Origin of the sequence: Chitinophaga sp. YR627, assembly GCF_900114995.1 — a bacterium.
Lineage (GTDB): Bacteria > Bacteroidota > Bacteroidia > Chitinophagales > Chitinophagaceae > Chitinophaga.
In genome coordinates, this window is the sequence record NZ_FOUX01000005.1 from 154,045 (window position 1) to 169,439 (window position 15,395).

The 15,395-nt window shown below is 45.6% G+C and carries 10 protein-coding genes; 4 read left to right on the plus strand and 6 right to left on the minus strand.

Annotation, left to right across the window (positions count from 1 at the left end):
• Positions 1 to 9: 9 nt before the first annotated feature.
• The 3 genes from BMZ72_RS25545 to BMZ72_RS25555 all read right to left on the minus strand — a co-directional run bounded on the left by BMZ72_RS25545 (position 10) and on the right by BMZ72_RS25555 (position 4,662).
• On the minus strand, positions 10 to 1,074 hold the full coding sequence (locus tag BMZ72_RS25545; protein ID WP_177222935.1) for a fatty acid desaturase family protein: 1,065 nt from the start codon (positions 1,072 to 1,074) through the stop codon (positions 10 to 12).
• Entirely contained in the window at positions 1,064 to 2,161 is a 1,098-nt protein-coding gene (locus BMZ72_RS25550) for a fatty acid desaturase family protein (protein ID WP_089812531.1), read from the minus strand. Before BMZ72_RS25550 ends, BMZ72_RS25545 begins: the two co-directional genes overlap by 11 nt.
• Before the next feature lie 233 nt (positions 2,162 to 2,394).
• On the minus strand, positions 2,395 to 4,662 hold the full coding sequence (locus tag BMZ72_RS25555) for a tetratricopeptide repeat-containing sensor histidine kinase (protein ID WP_089812532.1): 2,268 nt from the start codon (positions 4,660 to 4,662) through the stop codon (positions 2,395 to 2,397).
• A gap of 207 nt (positions 4,663 to 4,869) precedes the next feature.
• On the opposite strand from BMZ72_RS25555, the gene BMZ72_RS25560 reads away from it, so the two are divergent.
• The 3 genes from BMZ72_RS25560 to BMZ72_RS25570 all read left to right on the plus strand — a co-directional run bounded on the left by BMZ72_RS25560 (position 4,870) and on the right by BMZ72_RS25570 (position 9,357).
• Positions 4,870 to 6,417 (plus strand): T9SS type A sorting domain-containing protein, encoded by a 1,548-nt coding sequence (locus BMZ72_RS25560; protein ID WP_089812533.1) that lies wholly within the window; start codon positions 4,870 to 4,872, stop codon positions 6,415 to 6,417.
• Between the two features lie 698 nt (positions 6,418 to 7,115).
• Complete coding sequence (locus tag BMZ72_RS25565; protein WP_089812534.1) at positions 7,116 to 8,396, plus strand: epoxide hydrolase family protein; 1,281 nt, start codon at positions 7,116 to 7,118, stop codon at positions 8,394 to 8,396.
• A gap of 181 nt (positions 8,397 to 8,577) precedes the next feature.
• The gene (locus BMZ72_RS25570) at positions 8,578 to 9,357 is read left to right on the plus strand and encodes a hypothetical protein (protein ID WP_089812535.1); all 780 of its coding nucleotides are present in this window, start codon (positions 8,578 to 8,580) and stop codon (positions 9,355 to 9,357) included.
• A gap of 58 nt (positions 9,358 to 9,415) precedes the next feature.
• Here the strand turns inward: BMZ72_RS25570 and BMZ72_RS25575 are convergent, their stop codons facing one another.
• A complete protein-coding gene (locus BMZ72_RS25575; RefSeq protein WP_089812536.1) occupies positions 9,416 to 11,776 on the minus strand; it encodes a TonB-dependent receptor in 2,361 nt (786 codons plus the stop codon).
• Positions 11,777 to 12,012: 236 nt separating this feature from the next.
• On the opposite strand from BMZ72_RS25575, the gene BMZ72_RS25580 reads away from it, so the two are divergent.
• Positions 12,013 to 12,609, plus strand: coding sequence for a hypothetical protein (locus BMZ72_RS25580; RefSeq protein ID WP_089812537.1), 597 nt, complete (start codon positions 12,013 to 12,015; stop codon positions 12,607 to 12,609).
• A 12-nt stretch (positions 12,610 to 12,621) separates the two neighbouring features.
• Here BMZ72_RS25580 and BMZ72_RS25585 read toward each other — a convergent pair whose 3' ends face one another.
• Both BMZ72_RS25585 and BMZ72_RS25590 read right to left on the minus strand, forming a co-directional pair.
• On the minus strand, positions 12,622 to 14,301 hold the full coding sequence (locus BMZ72_RS25585) for a family 2A encapsulin nanocompartment cargo protein cysteine desulfurase (protein ID WP_089812538.1): 1,680 nt from the start codon (positions 14,299 to 14,301) through the stop codon (positions 12,622 to 12,624).
• The gene (locus BMZ72_RS25590) at positions 14,285 to 15,211 is read right to left on the minus strand and encodes a family 2A encapsulin nanocompartment shell protein (protein WP_089812539.1); all 927 of its coding nucleotides are present in this window, start codon (positions 15,209 to 15,211) and stop codon (positions 14,285 to 14,287) included. The genes BMZ72_RS25585 and BMZ72_RS25590 overlap by 17 nt, the downstream gene beginning before the upstream one ends.
• Between the last annotated feature and the right edge of the window lie 184 nt (positions 15,212 to 15,395).

The following is a 15,395-nucleotide window of genomic DNA, read 5'->3' on the forward strand; positions in this document are numbered from 1 at the left end:
TTTGAGCGTTTATGCATTGTCTGAATAGCTCATTCTTTTTAAAAGGCGCAGATGTGAGCGGATGCCGCCCCAGTAGCTGGTTTGATTAGGGGTGATATTATTGACCAGCAGGATATTGTATAAAATCCTGTTCAGTTTAGGGTAATGAACATGGTGCACGTGCGGAAACAGATGATGGGCAATATGGTTGTTAAAACCGCCCAGGATAAAGTTGGCCGTTTCACTGAAGGGGTGCATATCGTTGGAGCTTTTGATCTGGTTCATGATCCAGCTCGTGTTGATGTAGCCATTTTCGTCAGTGGTCGGATAAGCAGTTGCTTCTACATGATGTGTCATAAAGAACGTAAACAGCAGGAACAGCGATTGTGACAGGTGCATCAACAGAAAACCTGTTAATACGATGTACCAGTTCTGCTGAGAAAAAAGCAGTGGCAAAACAAGTATCAGCGATATATAAAAACCCTTCTGTAACCAGAATGACAGATGATAACGGAACCCTTTACGTGCCTCATATTCATCTTTTGAATACAGGATCACAAAGTCTTTGATAAATACCCAGAAAAGAGAATAGGTGGTATATGCCAATGGCGCATAGATATGCTGGTACTGATGGAACCAGTAATGCTTGCTGTCCGGGATCACACGGATCAGGTTGGAGATCCTGAGATCGGAGTCATAATCTTCCACATTGGGTGCATAGTGATGGGAATTGACATGACGTTGTTTCCAGGCTTCTGCATGCGCACCGACGATGGCATAGATGAAAATAAAACAAAGGTGATTGAGCTTTTTACTCTTGAAAACGGTGTTGTGCGAAAAGTCGTGCGAAAAATTGAAGGCAAAAAGCAATGACAGAAACCCGTATAAAATAAAACAGGTGATAAACACACCTGGCGCTAAGACTGTATACAACAGACTATACAACAGGACAGTGAGCGAGCAATAACAGATAAACTTTATCAATATCTTCCAGAAAGTGCTTCCTTTATCGATAATCAATTCTTCCTCTACCTGGCGGTAAATGGATTGCAACAATTCGCTGTCCTTTGCGATACGTAAATGTTTATCTCTCAAAAGGTATCGGATTAATTGTTTGATGGGCCCCCATTGCCTTTAAAAAGCGAAAGTGTGATGCAAGGGCCTTATGGTATGGCATTTCCATATAGGTCAGGCCGTGTTTATCGGCTAATTCACGGAAAATTGGCAGAATATCCAGGTAATGTACATGGCAGATATTGGGCAACAGGTGATGCAGTGCGTGTGCGTTGAAACCACCTAATGTCCAGTTGAAAAAGATACTGTCTGCATTGTAATCAACCGAGGTAGCCATCTGCAGTTTAGGCCAGCTCATGTCCAGTTTATTGTTCCTGTCAGGCACGGGGTGTGACACAAAATCAGACAGGTGTGACACGCCCAATACGCCTACAAAGATCACGGACACCATAAAATGGTTCAGTAAAAAGGCCAGTAATACTGTCTTCAGACCGAAAGGCAATAAGATCGCCGGCAGTACGATCATATAGCCGATATACAGGAGCTTATAAATGATCAGTTTTGCTACTTCGTTTGGTGGTATTTCTACTTTAATCGTACGGCTTGAATAATTGAGCAACATGAGTGTTTCCCGGAAGAAGAACCAGTTCAGCGAATAAAGCAGATAGAGAAAAGGTGCATACATAAACTGATAGCGATGATACCATTTCAGCTCCTGGCTTTCCGTCATTCTGAAAAGCGGATTATTCAGTACGTCGATATCGCTGCCTTCAACATTTGTATAGAGGTGATGTGATTCATTGTGGTTCTTTCCCCATACATATGCATTGTTTCCCTGGAGATTGAAACTGAGTGAAAATAATAGCTTATTCCAACGTTTACTTTTTACAGCTACGCCATGTGCCGCATCGTGTGATACGTTAAAGGCAGTCATCAGGACGGCAAGTCCCATCAGCATATAAAATGTATAAAAACCAGCGGGCGTCGTACTGGTGATCATCAACACATAAAACAACAGATCGAGGCTGAAATACAGTATGATCTTAAAGATCATCTTGTTATTACCCGTCCTGTGCGTCCCTTTTTCAGCGAAATATTGTTCTATTCTTTCATTCAGTTCTTTGTAGAATTCTGAGCCTTCGTCTTTTATGAATTTTAATTTATTCATTTCTCGAAAGTTGTGGGCTAAAGACAATTAATGTTGCATTAACAATATACAGATATTTTCTCATATAGCACATTGGCTTCGCTCATCATGCTCTGAAACTCCCATTACAACGGCATTATGCCGTTATTACGCCGCTACCGCTCCGCTCATGAGCGAAGAAATAGCGGTGTAATAGCGGTGTAGTATGGAGATGATACGAAGAAAAGATGCGGAAAACGATGCAAGTAGCTGGTTTACTCGTAAACGGTATTGACCTGAAAGCTCAGGTAGATCTGTACGCCCTTGTTACCTTCTATCTTCAGGGTACCCTCCAGCTGTGCGCTCAATACCTGGATCAGGTCAAAACCCAGAGAGCCAGCCTTTGCAATATCGAAGCCGGGGGGTAATCCGACGCCATTATCTTTAACAGCAAAAGTTATGATTTCGTCGGCTACATGTAAAATGATTTCTACCAGTCCATGCTGCGTACCCGGGAAGGCATATTTAAAAATATTGGTGATCGCTTCGTTCATAATCAATCCTAAAGGGACAGCGATACCGGCATCGAGCATTACATCATCCACATCGAGGTGAAATCGTATACGTTCGCCTGAACTGAAACTATCTTTCAGGTATTCCAGCATTTCATAAATGTAGACTTTGATATTGATCTGTCCTTCTTCTTCTCCCTGATAGAGTTTCTGGTGTATCATGGAGATAGACTTCAGGCGATACTGGCTGTCGTTGATAGCACGAATGGCGGCTTCATTCTGCAGGTAATTGCTTTGGGTGTTCAGCAGACTCATTGTCAGTTGCAGGTTATTCTTCACCCGGTGATGTATTTCTTTAATAAGAAATTCCTTCTCACGCAACAGCTTACTCTTCTCTCCTACCATTTTCTCAAGAGAACTATAGGCATGCCGGATCTCTTCCTGTTGTTTTTGCAGTATCGCGTTGGTCTTTATTTTGTTTCTGTATCTGTTATAGAGTAAAAATAATAGTAGCAACAGTATGATACAACCGCCCATGATCACTTTACGGATCAGTGTTTCTTTGTTAATGATTTCCCGTTGTAAATTGCCCTGCTTTCTTAGCAGTTGATTATCTCTTTCTTTGGTATCCAGGTCAAACCTGGCCTGCATTTCTTCTGCCTGTTTCAGCTTTTCTATTGTAAAAGCGGAATCTGTCAGTTTGTTGTATTGTTGTAAATGATTTACAGCAGACAACAGGTTACCTGCAGCAGAATCTATTCTGAAACGTAGAAAAGATACATTTCTGCTGGTCTTTAAATCCCAATACTGGCGGGAATTTTTCAAAATACGTTGTAAATATATTTCCGCTTTTTTATGCTGATGGCGTGCCAGATAAAACTGGCTGATCTTCATCAGATCGCGATTCACATCATCTCCGTCTCCGATAAGGTCCGCATATTTCAGGTAATATTGTTCGGCGCGGGTATAGTCTTTCAGCGCAAAATAACAATCTGCGATGGAGAAGGCCAGATCCACTTTCTGATGTTTTTCGAGGGGCGGTTGTTTTTTGTTAGTCAGCAACAGATATCCCAGAGCTTCATTTACTTTATTATCTCCGATCAGCTGATCTGTCAGTTCACTGAGTATGTGATAAGTTAGAACAGAGTAAGGATTATCGAGTTGAAAAAACAAAGATTTCTTCAGGTACGACTGATATTTTACATCATCTTTTGCGCCCTGATAAGCCTCCGCCAGACGCCAGTAAAAGAGACCTAATATCGCCTTATTTCCTGCATTCTCTGCGTTGCGTATAGCGGCTATTGCATTTTCCTGTGCACGGGCAAAATCTCCTCTCCACAGATAGACAGCAGAAAGCAGATCATAGGTATAATAGATCTTCTCATAGTTCAATTCACGGTACATTTTCAGTACCAGCAACAACTCTTTTTCCGCCAGTTCATTTTTCCCACGACTGAAATGGAAATCTGCAACTTCTTTCAGTACCTCAGCTTCTTTCAGACGATTATTTAAAGTACGGTATACGATCAGGGCATCATTCAATGCTGACTGTCTGACGCTATCCTCAGGATCATTTTTGGCCATTTCCAGCAACAAAGTACCCTGCTGCTCCCTGTACTCTTCAATGCCTGCACTAAAAGTGATCCCGTCTCTAAAATACTGACGTGCTTTCTCTGGCGCTCCGGTATGATAATACAACAAGCCCCAGGACATCATGACCTCACTCCTGAGATGGAGCAGGCGCCAACGTGATATAATCTTTTCTGCTTCGCTGAAACACATCGCAGCCGAATCAATATCTCCTTTTACGCTACCGGGTCTGTCTTCCAGGCGCTGCCCTAATGCAATTAATATTTTCGCCTTTACTGAATCTTCCTGAGGCGCCCTGAGCAGGCGCTGCAATTCATCAATGGACCTGGGATAGAATTCTGTCACCTTCATACTACGGAGATCCTGAGCCGTTGCTGAAATATTAAAGAGGAACGGCAGGAGGATCATCTGACAGATGACCATCATTCGTTTTGGAAACATTTTAATCAGGGTATTAATTGTCCATTGCACTTTTAAAAATAGATAAAAAAGCGTTCAGGTGCAACAATGGCAGGCACAATAGGGTAAGATGGCTTAAATTTTGTTGCCTCATCGTATCTGAATACTGTAGCAACCCCGAATATTAGCCTTTTATGCCTTACTGAATTCACTAAGACACTTATTTCATTTATCACCCTTTATCATGTCATGATGAGAACTTTACTATTGTTCACACTATTGCTATGTCTAACCGTTCATGCCAGCGCTACACACAAACCCGTTCGCTGGTCAGTACAAGCCTGTTCGCTTGTCATCAATTGTGGAAAAAATGCCCTGCTGACGGCCAGGGTCTCTGCCCCGGAACCCCGTTATACTATCAGCTGGAGTACAGGACAGCGGTCACCCGTTATCCAGGTAGGACGTAATGGCCGGTATGTCGTTACGTTAAAAGATCATAAGGGCATTGTACGTGCCAGGGACACGATTAATTTATTACTTAAGAAACCGTTTGAAGCCAGTATCCGGCTGCATTCCGGCGCATCAGGAGATACGCTGGTTGCGTATCCGCAAAATGGTCGTCTGACCAGGTATGCATATCAGTGGTACAGGAATGATACGCTGGTTAGAAAAGGTGCTTCTCCGCGTTATGTAGCACCGGTTAGTGGCGTGTATAAAGTTGCGGTAACGGGTATTACTGGTTGCAGGGATGTCTCAGATACCCTGACTTACCGGGTGGCTGCTCCGCTTTCCGTAGACTATACCTATAAAACGGCTTATTGCAGTGAGCAGGAACTGGCCTTTACACCGGTTGTGGCGGCCGCGGATAGTATTGCCAGTTACCTGTGGGATTTTGGTGATCAGACCCAGGTGGCCATACCCAATCCTGTGCATGGATTTGCTCCGGGACATTATACCGTTTCGCTGACGGTGACGACTGTCGCAGGACAAACGGGTACTGTCAGTAAACAAATTGTGATACCACCGGTCACACCATGGGATGTCAGTATCGTTCAGCATCCCAATGCGTGTGGGGATGCTGTGGAGTTACAGGTGGTTACTTCTCCTCAGGCGAGGTACTTTGAGTGGAATGGTTTGCCGGACAGGGATCGTATTACAGTGACCAGATCGGGCAGGTATGTGGTGCAGGTGTATGATAGTTGTACGGTGTTGAGAGGTACGGCGACAGTAGATGTTACCGTGCAGACAGCCTTTGCTGCTGAAATACGGATCATTCCGGGGGTGACTGATACATTGGTTGCCGCATTTGCGGGTGGTGCGGCTTTCCCGACGGGGATTCCTCCTGCGGGGTATTACTTTACGTGGTATCTGAATGGGACGCCGGTTGGTGGTCCGGAGCCGTGGATCACCAACCTGGTATCGGGGCAGTATACCGTGTTAATCGAATCGCAGAGTGGTTGTTCTTCTCTCTCTGCGCCGTTTGGGTATATTGCTGGTGGTGCTTTCAGCTTAAAAGCGGAGAACACGTTGGCAATGGGGAATATTGCTTTATCAGATAGTGGCAGGGTAAGTGCTTTTCCTAATCCTTCCCCGGGGCAGTTTAATCTTCGATTCTCCAGACCTTTGGAGAAGACTGTTATTGTACAGGTGTATAATATGCAGGGGCGGCTTGTGTATACGCGGACGACGCAGCAACAGCAGCAGTTGATTGATATAGCGGGGTTGCCGAAGGGGCAGTATCTGGTTCATATTATTGGGGATGGTGAGCGGAAGACGCTGACGTTGTTATTACAGTAGTGTAGGCTTTTTGTTGCGACGGCTTCGGGGTTATCCGGAGCCGTTGTTGTTTTTGGGGGTTTAGAGGTTGGGGACAGGGGGATACGCTGCGGCTTTCAGATGGTGTCGCGGACTGGGGCCCGTTGAGCAGGTCGGTTGGGCTTGGGGGGTGGAGGCTGAGGGTTGAGGGAGGATTGGGCGGTAGCTGGATGCAGGGGACGGGCTAAGGTCCGCTTTACCATCTGAAAGCCTGCGCTGTATTCCGCTGTTTCTTGGGGGGTTTAGGGGTGGTCGGAGGTTGGGGGTTGGGGACACGGGATACGCTGCGGTTTCAGATGGTGTCGCGGACTGGGGCCCGTTGAGCAGGTCGATTGGGCTTGGGGGTTGAGGCTGAGGGTTGGGGGAAAATTGGGCGGTAGCTTTTTGCAGGGGACGGGCTAAGGTCCGCTTTACCATCTGAAAGCCTGCGCTGTATTCCGCTGTTTCTTGGGGGGTTTAGGGGTGGTTGAGGTATCAGGGGTGAGGGTTGGGGTTGAGAAGGTGTTTTTTGGGGATGGATGTTGGATGCTGGGTGCTGGGTGCTGGTTGCTGGGATGTGGGGATATTCGGGTTTCAAAACGTCCATTTCGGGGGTTAATTCGTCCACCAGGCGGGCTGGCACTTCTGCGACAGTTGGGGCCAGTCTACATTTGCGTCATCATCAACTTTAAACTAAAACGATGAAAAAGAGTAAAATGATCATGGTGGCAGCGATGCTGGTAAGCGTCGTTACGATGGAAGCGAAAACAAGTCATGCACAAACTGTAGCAACAACGAATAGGGTATCTGCTGAAAGTATCCGACCTTTTAAAGTACATGTTGAGCAGCAGGAACTGGATGATCTTATACGCAGGGTGAAGGCAACGAAATGGGCGGATAAGGAAACTGTAGGTGACATCTCTGAGGGGGTGCCGTTAAAGACGCTGCAATCTCTGGCGAAATACTGGGGTAGCGGTTATGACTGGCGGAAAGCAGAAGCAAAACTGAATGCCTTTCCACAATTTATGACAACGATCGATGAGGTTGACATTCATTTCATACATGTACGTTCGAAAGAAAAGAATGCGCTACCTATTATACTGACACATGGATGGCCGGGTTCTGTCTTTGAGTTTCTCAAAGTGATAGATCCGCTGGTCAATCCCACTGCTTATGGCGGAAAACCGGAAGATGCTTTTGATGTAATTATACCTTCTATGCCAGGTTATGGATTCTCTGGCAAACCCACTACTACGGGCTGGGGACCTGAGCATATTGCCAGTGCCTGGATCACGCTGATGGATCGCCTGGGTTATAAAAAGTATGTTGCTCAGGGTGGTGACTGGGGTGCCATCATCACTGACCAGATGGCCTTACAGGCCCCGAAAGCATTGATTGGTATCCATACCAATATGCCGGGCGCTGTTCCTGCGGATATCGATAAAGCAACACATGCGGGTACACCTGCTCCTGCCGGACTTTCTGTGGATGAACAGAAAGCTTATGATCAGCTGACGTTCCTGTACAATCATGTTTATTATGCGTATTATATGCATTCCCGTCCGCAGTCGCTGGCTGGTTTAGCAGATTCTCCTACCGGACTGGCAGCTTTCCTGCTGGATCATGATGCACGTAGTCTGGAACTGATCTCCCGTGTTTTTGAAGGTAAGAAAGAAGGGCTGACAAAAGACGATATACTGGATAATATCTCCCTCTACTGGCTGACAAATACGGGTGTTTCTGCGGCACGATTATACAAAGAGAATAACCTTGATTATTTTAGTCCGAAAGGCGTGAAGATTCCGGCTGCCGTAAGTGCATTCCCCGATGAGCTGTATCAGGCGCCAAAGAAATGGGCTGAACAGGCTTATTCAAACCTGATCTATTATAACAGGCCTGCTGTAGGTGGACACTTTGCTGCATGGGAACAACCGAAGATATTCAGTGAAGAACTAAGGGCGTCTTTTCAGTCTTTGAGATAAGAAGACGGTCATTGATAAAGTATTAAAAAGTTCATTATAAGCGCTTATCATTTAATCATACCGGGTGGTAAAGTGTGTATAAGCACTCAGCGACTGGTGTTGGATCAGTTGCTGAGTGCTTTTTTGTTGTTACAGCTCGTTTTTTTGCGATTTTTAGTATTCAACAACACACACCGCACACATGGCCCAAAATCTTAGGTCCCTTGCCCTAAAATGGTGGTTCCCTATCCTTGTCTGGTTTATAGCAGGCATATTACTGTTGTTTGCTTCAGGCTTTAATAATCGGCCGGTTACATGGGTTTGTTATATTGTTTTTAGTATGTCTGAATTGGGACTATTTGTCGCTGCAGGCCTTTTCGTTTATAAAAGGAAGTGGGTCAGGGCGATTCTAAGTTTCCTTCTTGGTACATGTTCTGTTCTGGCATTCATTGGTTATTGGCTCTTACCGGATCATGTAGTGGCAGTTTCTACAAGAGATCATTGGGCCGACAGTCTGCGCATCCCAACCGGTATATCACTTGAGCAGCCTTCTACCTCTCTTTTTCAGGATACACGCACGGATACTATTACACTAATTAAAAAAAGTACAGATTTTCAATTGTATACTACGCTTCAATCTGGTGTGTATACATATGTCTTCTGGACAAACAAAACAGATAGTGGAACAGTATATTTTAAAGCATATGAAATTACACAGAAATATGCCTTAAGTGCAGCGCATGTCGCTTCGGCAAGTGCGATGGTCGTATACAACTCAACAGATAGCATTAAAAGAATTATACCAACAGCCGTTTTCGTCATACATGAAGGTGGCGGGAAGAAGCCTTATGCCGCGAGATTTGAATTATGGTTTAAGCCGGCTGATGGTGCTCCGGAAAGGAAGCTCTTAGAGAAAAACTATCTCATAACTGGATTTGAGAAGGTCTCAGCAGATGATTATTATAGAAAAAGAAGCACATAAAGTATATCCTTTACGTGCTTCTTTAACATGCTTATTTAAATCTGAATAAATAACCTTGCTATCTGAATTTAAATGTTACCGTCGTGCTGAATCTGCGTGGCATCATTCTGCTCACATAACTTCCCCAATACACTTCATTTGTCAGATTGTCCAGTTTACAACTGATACGGTATACTGAATGTTCGTAACTCAGTACGGCATTCACTACTTTATAGGAAGGCAGATAAAACTCTCCCTGTGAGCGGGATTGCTGGATATATGCTTTTCCATTGTAATTACCACCAACACCGATACCCAGGCCCTTCAGAGCGGTATTGAACAGGTGGTAGCTTAACCAGAGATTTGCCATATGTGCAGGACCAGTCCATTGATGGAGACCATCAGCATCAGGATCGGTATTTACTGTGTAGATATCATTGTAAGCATATCCTGCAATAATATTTAGTCCCTGTATCGGATTAGCGATCACTTCTGCTTCAAATCCCTTGCTGAGTTGTCCGCCGTCCTGTACCTGGAAACCGGCCTTTTCCGGATCAAAACTATTATGGATCATGTCATCCACCTTGATATGATAATAGCTCAGGGTACTGTTTACTTTTCCGTTGAAGAGTTCCAGTTTTACACCTCCCTCCCACTGATTCGCATGACTTGGTTTAAATGACGTGAAAGTGCCATCCGGTTGTCTGACAGGGGCGTTATTACTAAAGCCGTTCATATAGTTACCGAAGACCGCGAGTTGTTTAGGGATCAGCTGGTATACCAGTCCCAGTTTAGGAGACAGGGCTGTCTGGTTGTATTTGCCGGTGGTTGTGTCGCTGTTGATATCATAAGTACCTCCATTTACGAAGTGATCAACACGCAGACTGGCCATCACCAACAGATTGTCTGTAATATTCAGTACGTCGGAGAAATAGGCACTGTAAGCACTTTGTTTACTACGACTTTTTGCAAAAGGCATTGTAGCAAATGCCTGTTGCAGTGCCGGTACGGTCAGTTCGTTATAACGCGGGTCCTGCTGATGGATATATACCTCATCAAAACCGTATATGCTGGCAGATGAACTGGTAGTGGTATTGGTAAAATAGTCGAGACCGATCACTATTCTATTCCGGAGGCTACCTATGCTGAAATCTCCGTTGAAGTTCTGCTGTACTTCTGTATAGTCATAATTGGTGTGCTGATAACCGGGATTACGGGACACAACACTATCTCCCAGGATGCTGTTCCTGCTCCAGTAGCCTTCTACTTCGGCACTTGTACGGGAGAAGCTGGTTTGAGATTTCCAGTGATCGGAAAGCTGATAGTTGACTGATCCGAAGAGACTGACAGAAGGAGATGTTTCATAGAGGTCATTGTTGCTATATGAGCGAAGCCAGTCGAAGTTCAGGTCACGCGGATTGGTCTTTGTGAAAGAGGCTTCCGGAAACATGCGGTTGAAATCATTGGCTTTCTGTGTATAGATCTCCGCATCGAGCAATACTGTCAACCGGTCATTTACTTTATACAATAATGAAGGCGCGAAGAAGAAACGTTTGGTAAAACCGGCGTCCTGGTAACTCCGTTCGTCATTATAAGCGACGTTGGTACGCAGGAGAAGGCCTTTCTCTTTATTCAACGGTGTGTTGAAATCGGCGCTTACACGGTTCAGGCCAAAGCCGCCGGTCGTGTAGGTCACTTCACCACTAAAGGTTTCGAAAGGCTTTTTGGTGACGCGGTTCAGTAGGCCACCGAACGATATCAGGGAGCTACCGAAGAGGGTTGCAGAAGGTCCTTTTAGTACTTCGATACGTTCGATATTACTGACTTCAATGCTGTTCGCTTTATTATCCTGCAGACCGTTGCGCAGGTAGCTGGTGGTGAAGAAACCGCGGAGGTTAAAGGAGTTGGAGCCATTGACCAATGCCTGGCTGACGCCGGTTACGTTCTTCAGTACATCATTGTAGCTGATGATCACCTGGTCCTGCAGAAGTTCCTTTGGTACGACGTGGTATACCTGCGGATTCTCCAGGTTCAGGAGCGGCATACGTGCCACGTTTTCCGTTTCCTTTTTAGCGAACTTATTATAACCGGAAGTGACATTCACTTCCTGTAAGGTACGGTTATCTTCACGCAGGGTAAAGTTAATGACCAGCGGTTGACCGGCACTAATATCTGCCTCCTGCTGTTGTGTTTTCAGGCCTGTAAAACTGGCTACCACGATATGTTTGCCTGGTTTTACGTTATTGATCTCATAATGGCCTGTCTGATCGACAGTGGTGTGTGCCCCACTGGGCTGGAGGAAAATGTTTACAAAGGCGGCTGGTTTACCATCTGCGGTTTTCACTTCACCACGTATGACACCATTTTGTGCAAACGAAGTAAAACTGCTCAGGAGGATTGAAAAAGCAATCAGGATGCTTTTAAACGTGTTATGGTTCATTATTATGTCTGGTTTATGGAAATGCAATAGCTGTCACTCACACAACAGGAGTGTTGTTATGATCTAATAAGCAAATAGGTTGGGGAATAAACATGCCATGTAGTCAAAAGCGCGGTGCGAAAATAGTATAGTCCTGTCTGCGGGGTTTACGAATTTGGGAATTTTATCCGTCAGTAAATACATCGCTTTCGATCATGTATATTTGTTTTTTTAAGATAAATAGGGGCTATATCGAAATGACAAATTATCATCAGCCTACGTTTCTATATGCAGTACGGAACAGGTTTTATAACCCGGGTAATGAATCGGAAGACAGGCGCTGGGCCTCCTATGTTGAATGGAGCCGGTTAAATCACGTCACAGAACTGATCACTGCCGACACGGGATTAAATGAAAATCTGGTGGAAATCGACCAGGACAATCGGGATGACTGGAATCACGTGGTATTTGATGGTAGTTATCAAACCGGATTTTATACCACTGCTGATTTTGTGCTAAGCAGAATAGGCGACCATAAGCACTTTAATTTACTTGCAGCAGTTATCAGTCCCGATCGGGACTGTGCATTGATATACCTGGAAAATTATGACTTCATTGGCTATGATTTGCTGGACCAATATTACGACACGAGCGCATTGACCAATTGCAGTGGTTTTGACAATACTTTCTCACCTGCAGCGCTGAATAATTTTGGGTTGATCAGTGACTATGAAAAAGCCCTCGATATACATCAAAGGCTCTGGGAAAACAATGCAGGTGAAGAGCATGCAGATACAAATATTATAGCCATCTGGCGGCACAGAATTCCTGGACACCAGATGGCTGCGAAGTAGTTATTACCGAAGTTATCTTTTGGCGTTTTTCAACCGTAACAAGGTATTCACCAGCAAGTCCACATCTGCACAGGTGTTATAGAAAGCCAGTGATGGTCTTACTGTACTTTCCAGTCCGAACCTGCGTAAGATAGGTTGCGCGCAATGGTGCCCTGTTCTTACCGCGATACCTTCTTTATTCAGTGCCTGTCCTACCTGGTCATTGGAGTAGCCTTCCAGTGTGAATGACAGGACGCTTGCTTTGTCTCTGGCTGTACCAACGGGACGGAGGCCAGGTACTGTCTTCATTAAGCGGGTGGCATATTCCAGCAGATAGTGTTCGTATAAGGCGATGTTATCGATACCCAGTTTGTTGATATAATCGATAGCCGCGCCTAATCCTACTGCATCGGCAATATTACCGGTACCGGCTTCGAAGCGACCGGGAGCGGCATGATATTCTGTATGTTCGAAGGTGACGTCTTTAATCATGTTACCACCACCCTGCCAGGGTGCTGTCTGATTCAGCAGGTCTTCTTTTCCATACAGTACACCTATGCCGGTAGGTCCGAACATCTTATGCCCTGAAAACACAAACCAGTCGGCGTTCAATGCACGTACATCTGTACGCATATGAGAGACGGATTGTGCTCCATCCAGTAATACTTTTGCACCAACATTGTGCGCCATCTCTATGATGGCATGTGCGGGTGTTATGGTGCCCAGTGCATTGGATACCTGTGTAAATGCGACGATTCTGGTTTTGCTGTTCAGCAATTTTGCGTATTCATCCAGCAGTACCTGTCCGTCATCATCAACAGGAGCAACACGTAATTTAAGTCCCTTTTTTGCGGCCAGTTGCTGCCAGGGAACGATGTTCGCGTGGTGTTCGAGATGCGTCAGTACGATCTCATCACCGGGATTGAGGTATTGTTCTCCCCAGCTTTTTGCAACGAGATTGATGGCTTCTGTGGTACCCCTTACGAACACGATCTCATTGGGGGAGCCGGCATTGATGAAGGTCTGCACTTTTTTACGGGCATCTTCATATGCATCTGTGGCTCTTGCGGCAAGGTCGTGTGCTGCGCGGTGAATATTAGAATTTTCGTGTTGATAAAAATAGCTGATACGATCGATGACGGGTTTAGGTTTCTGGGTAGTAGCTGCATTATCCAGCCATACGAGTTGTTTACCATTGACCTGTTCTGATAATATCGGAAAATCCTTTTTTACGGCGTATGCGTCAAAGCCCCATGTTGAGAAAGTACCTGGTTTATGATCCAGGAAATAATAGGCAGGCGCTTCTTCCAGTGCGTGCGGGAGGGGATGCTGGAAGGCGGTAGTACTCTCCGCAGGAATATGTGACAATATCGCCTGCATATTGAACAGATGGGTGGCATCCAGTTCAAAAGGCAGGTATTCTTTTAGTCGCACGGAGGGTGCGAAGATGCTATCGCCGGGAATAGAAGCTGTATTGTTTTGAAGGTTTTGATCCGGGAAGCTGGTTTGCGGATCTTCGAAGTCAATATTATTGCCATGGAAGATGCCGGCAGGTGATTGTCCGTCGTCAGGAACATACGGAATCACGTCCTGTGGCCTTCCGGCCTGCAGACCATGCAGGTTATTACCTTCTGTCTGACGGAAGAGTTCATTTGCCAGTTGTTCCAGCATTGCTTCATCCGGCAGACCGATATTATTAGTATTTGTATTCATGGTAATTGCCGATTTCTACATCGTCCAGTACGGCAATGGCATCATCTACCAATACTGCCAGTGAACAATATAATGATACCAGATAGGAGGCGATGGCCTTGTCATTGATGCCCATAAAGCGTACTGACAGGCCGGGAGATTGTTCGCCCTGTAAACCTGGCTGGAAAAGACCTACTACTCCCTGACGGCTTTCGCCGGTACGCAGGAGGATGATCTTTGATTTTCCTTTTTCAATCGGCAGTTTATTGCAGGGAATTAAAGGGATACCACGCCATGTGATGAATGGGGAGCCAAAGAGATTGACAGTAGGCGGCGGCACACCTCTGCGGGTACATTCACGACCAAAAGCGGCGATGGCCTGTGGATGCAACAGGAAGAAGCCTGGTTCTTTCCATACCAGGGCGATCAGTTCGTCCAGGTCATCCGGGGTAGGCGCACCTGTACGCGTTTTGATACGCTGGGAAGGCGCCACGCTGTGTAACAGACCGTATTCCTTGTTATTGATCAATTCACTCTCCTGCCGTTCTTTGATAGTTTCTATGGCCAGGCGTAGCTGTTCGCTGATCTGGTTGTAAGGTTTGCTATAGAGATCGGACACCCTGGTGTGTACATCTACGATTGTCTGTACGGCTGCCAGGTTGTATTCCCTTGGATTTTCGATGTAATCCACGAAGGTCTGGGGCAGGGTACGTTCGTCTCTGGCCGAGCAATCTACCTCGATGGCGCCTGCATCTTTCACCTTATTCAGGCGATATACCCCTGATTCTACCGGTACCCAGTTGAGCAGGCGTGTCAGCCAGCGGGGGCTGATGGTAACCATCTGGGGAACGGTACGTGTGGCGATGGCCAACTGTCTTGCGGCGACGTCGCCTAATGCTGTCTGTTGATAGGTGCTTTTCTGATCTGCCATAACATAGAAGATATTAGTTGTTATTCAAAGATTCGTCGTGGTAGCAACGCCCTTGTTCACAGAGATTGGTGGTGGTGGTGGTTATCAACTTCTTCATATGGTTGGTGGTCCATAATATGGGGCGTTGAAGTCTCAATAAGTATCTAAATATAAGATAAGGCTGCTATTCTTCCAAGTTATTTCC

Coding starts and splice junctions, on each gene's coding strand:
- BMZ72_RS25550 (WP_089812531.1), bottom strand. CDS start 2,161: ATGAATAAATTAAAATTCATAAAAGACGAAGGCTCAGAATTCTACAAA.
- BMZ72_RS25555 (WP_089812532.1), bottom strand. CDS start 4,662: ATGTTTCCAAAACGAATGATGGTCATCTGTCAGATGATCCTCCTGCCG.
- BMZ72_RS25560 (WP_089812533.1), top strand. CDS start 4,870: ATGATGAGAACTTTACTATTGTTCACACTATTGCTATGTCTAACCGTT.
- BMZ72_RS25565 (WP_089812534.1), top strand. CDS start 7,116: ATGAAAAAGAGTAAAATGATCATGGTGGCAGCGATGCTGGTAAGCGTC.
- BMZ72_RS25570 (WP_089812535.1), top strand. CDS start 8,578: ATGGCCCAAAATCTTAGGTCCCTTGCCCTAAAATGGTGGTTCCCTATC.
- BMZ72_RS25575 (WP_089812536.1), bottom strand. CDS start 11,776: ATGAACCATAACACGTTTAAAAGCATCCTGATTGCTTTTTCAATCCTC.
- BMZ72_RS25580 (WP_089812537.1), top strand. CDS start 12,013: ATGACAAATTATCATCAGCCTACGTTTCTATATGCAGTACGGAACAGG.
- BMZ72_RS25585 (WP_089812538.1), bottom strand. CDS start 14,301: ATGAATACAAATACTAATAATATCGGTCTGCCGGATGAAGCAATGCTG.
- BMZ72_RS25590 (WP_089812539.1), bottom strand. CDS start 15,211: ATGGCAGATCAGAAAAGCACCTATCAACAGACAGCATTAGGCGACGTC.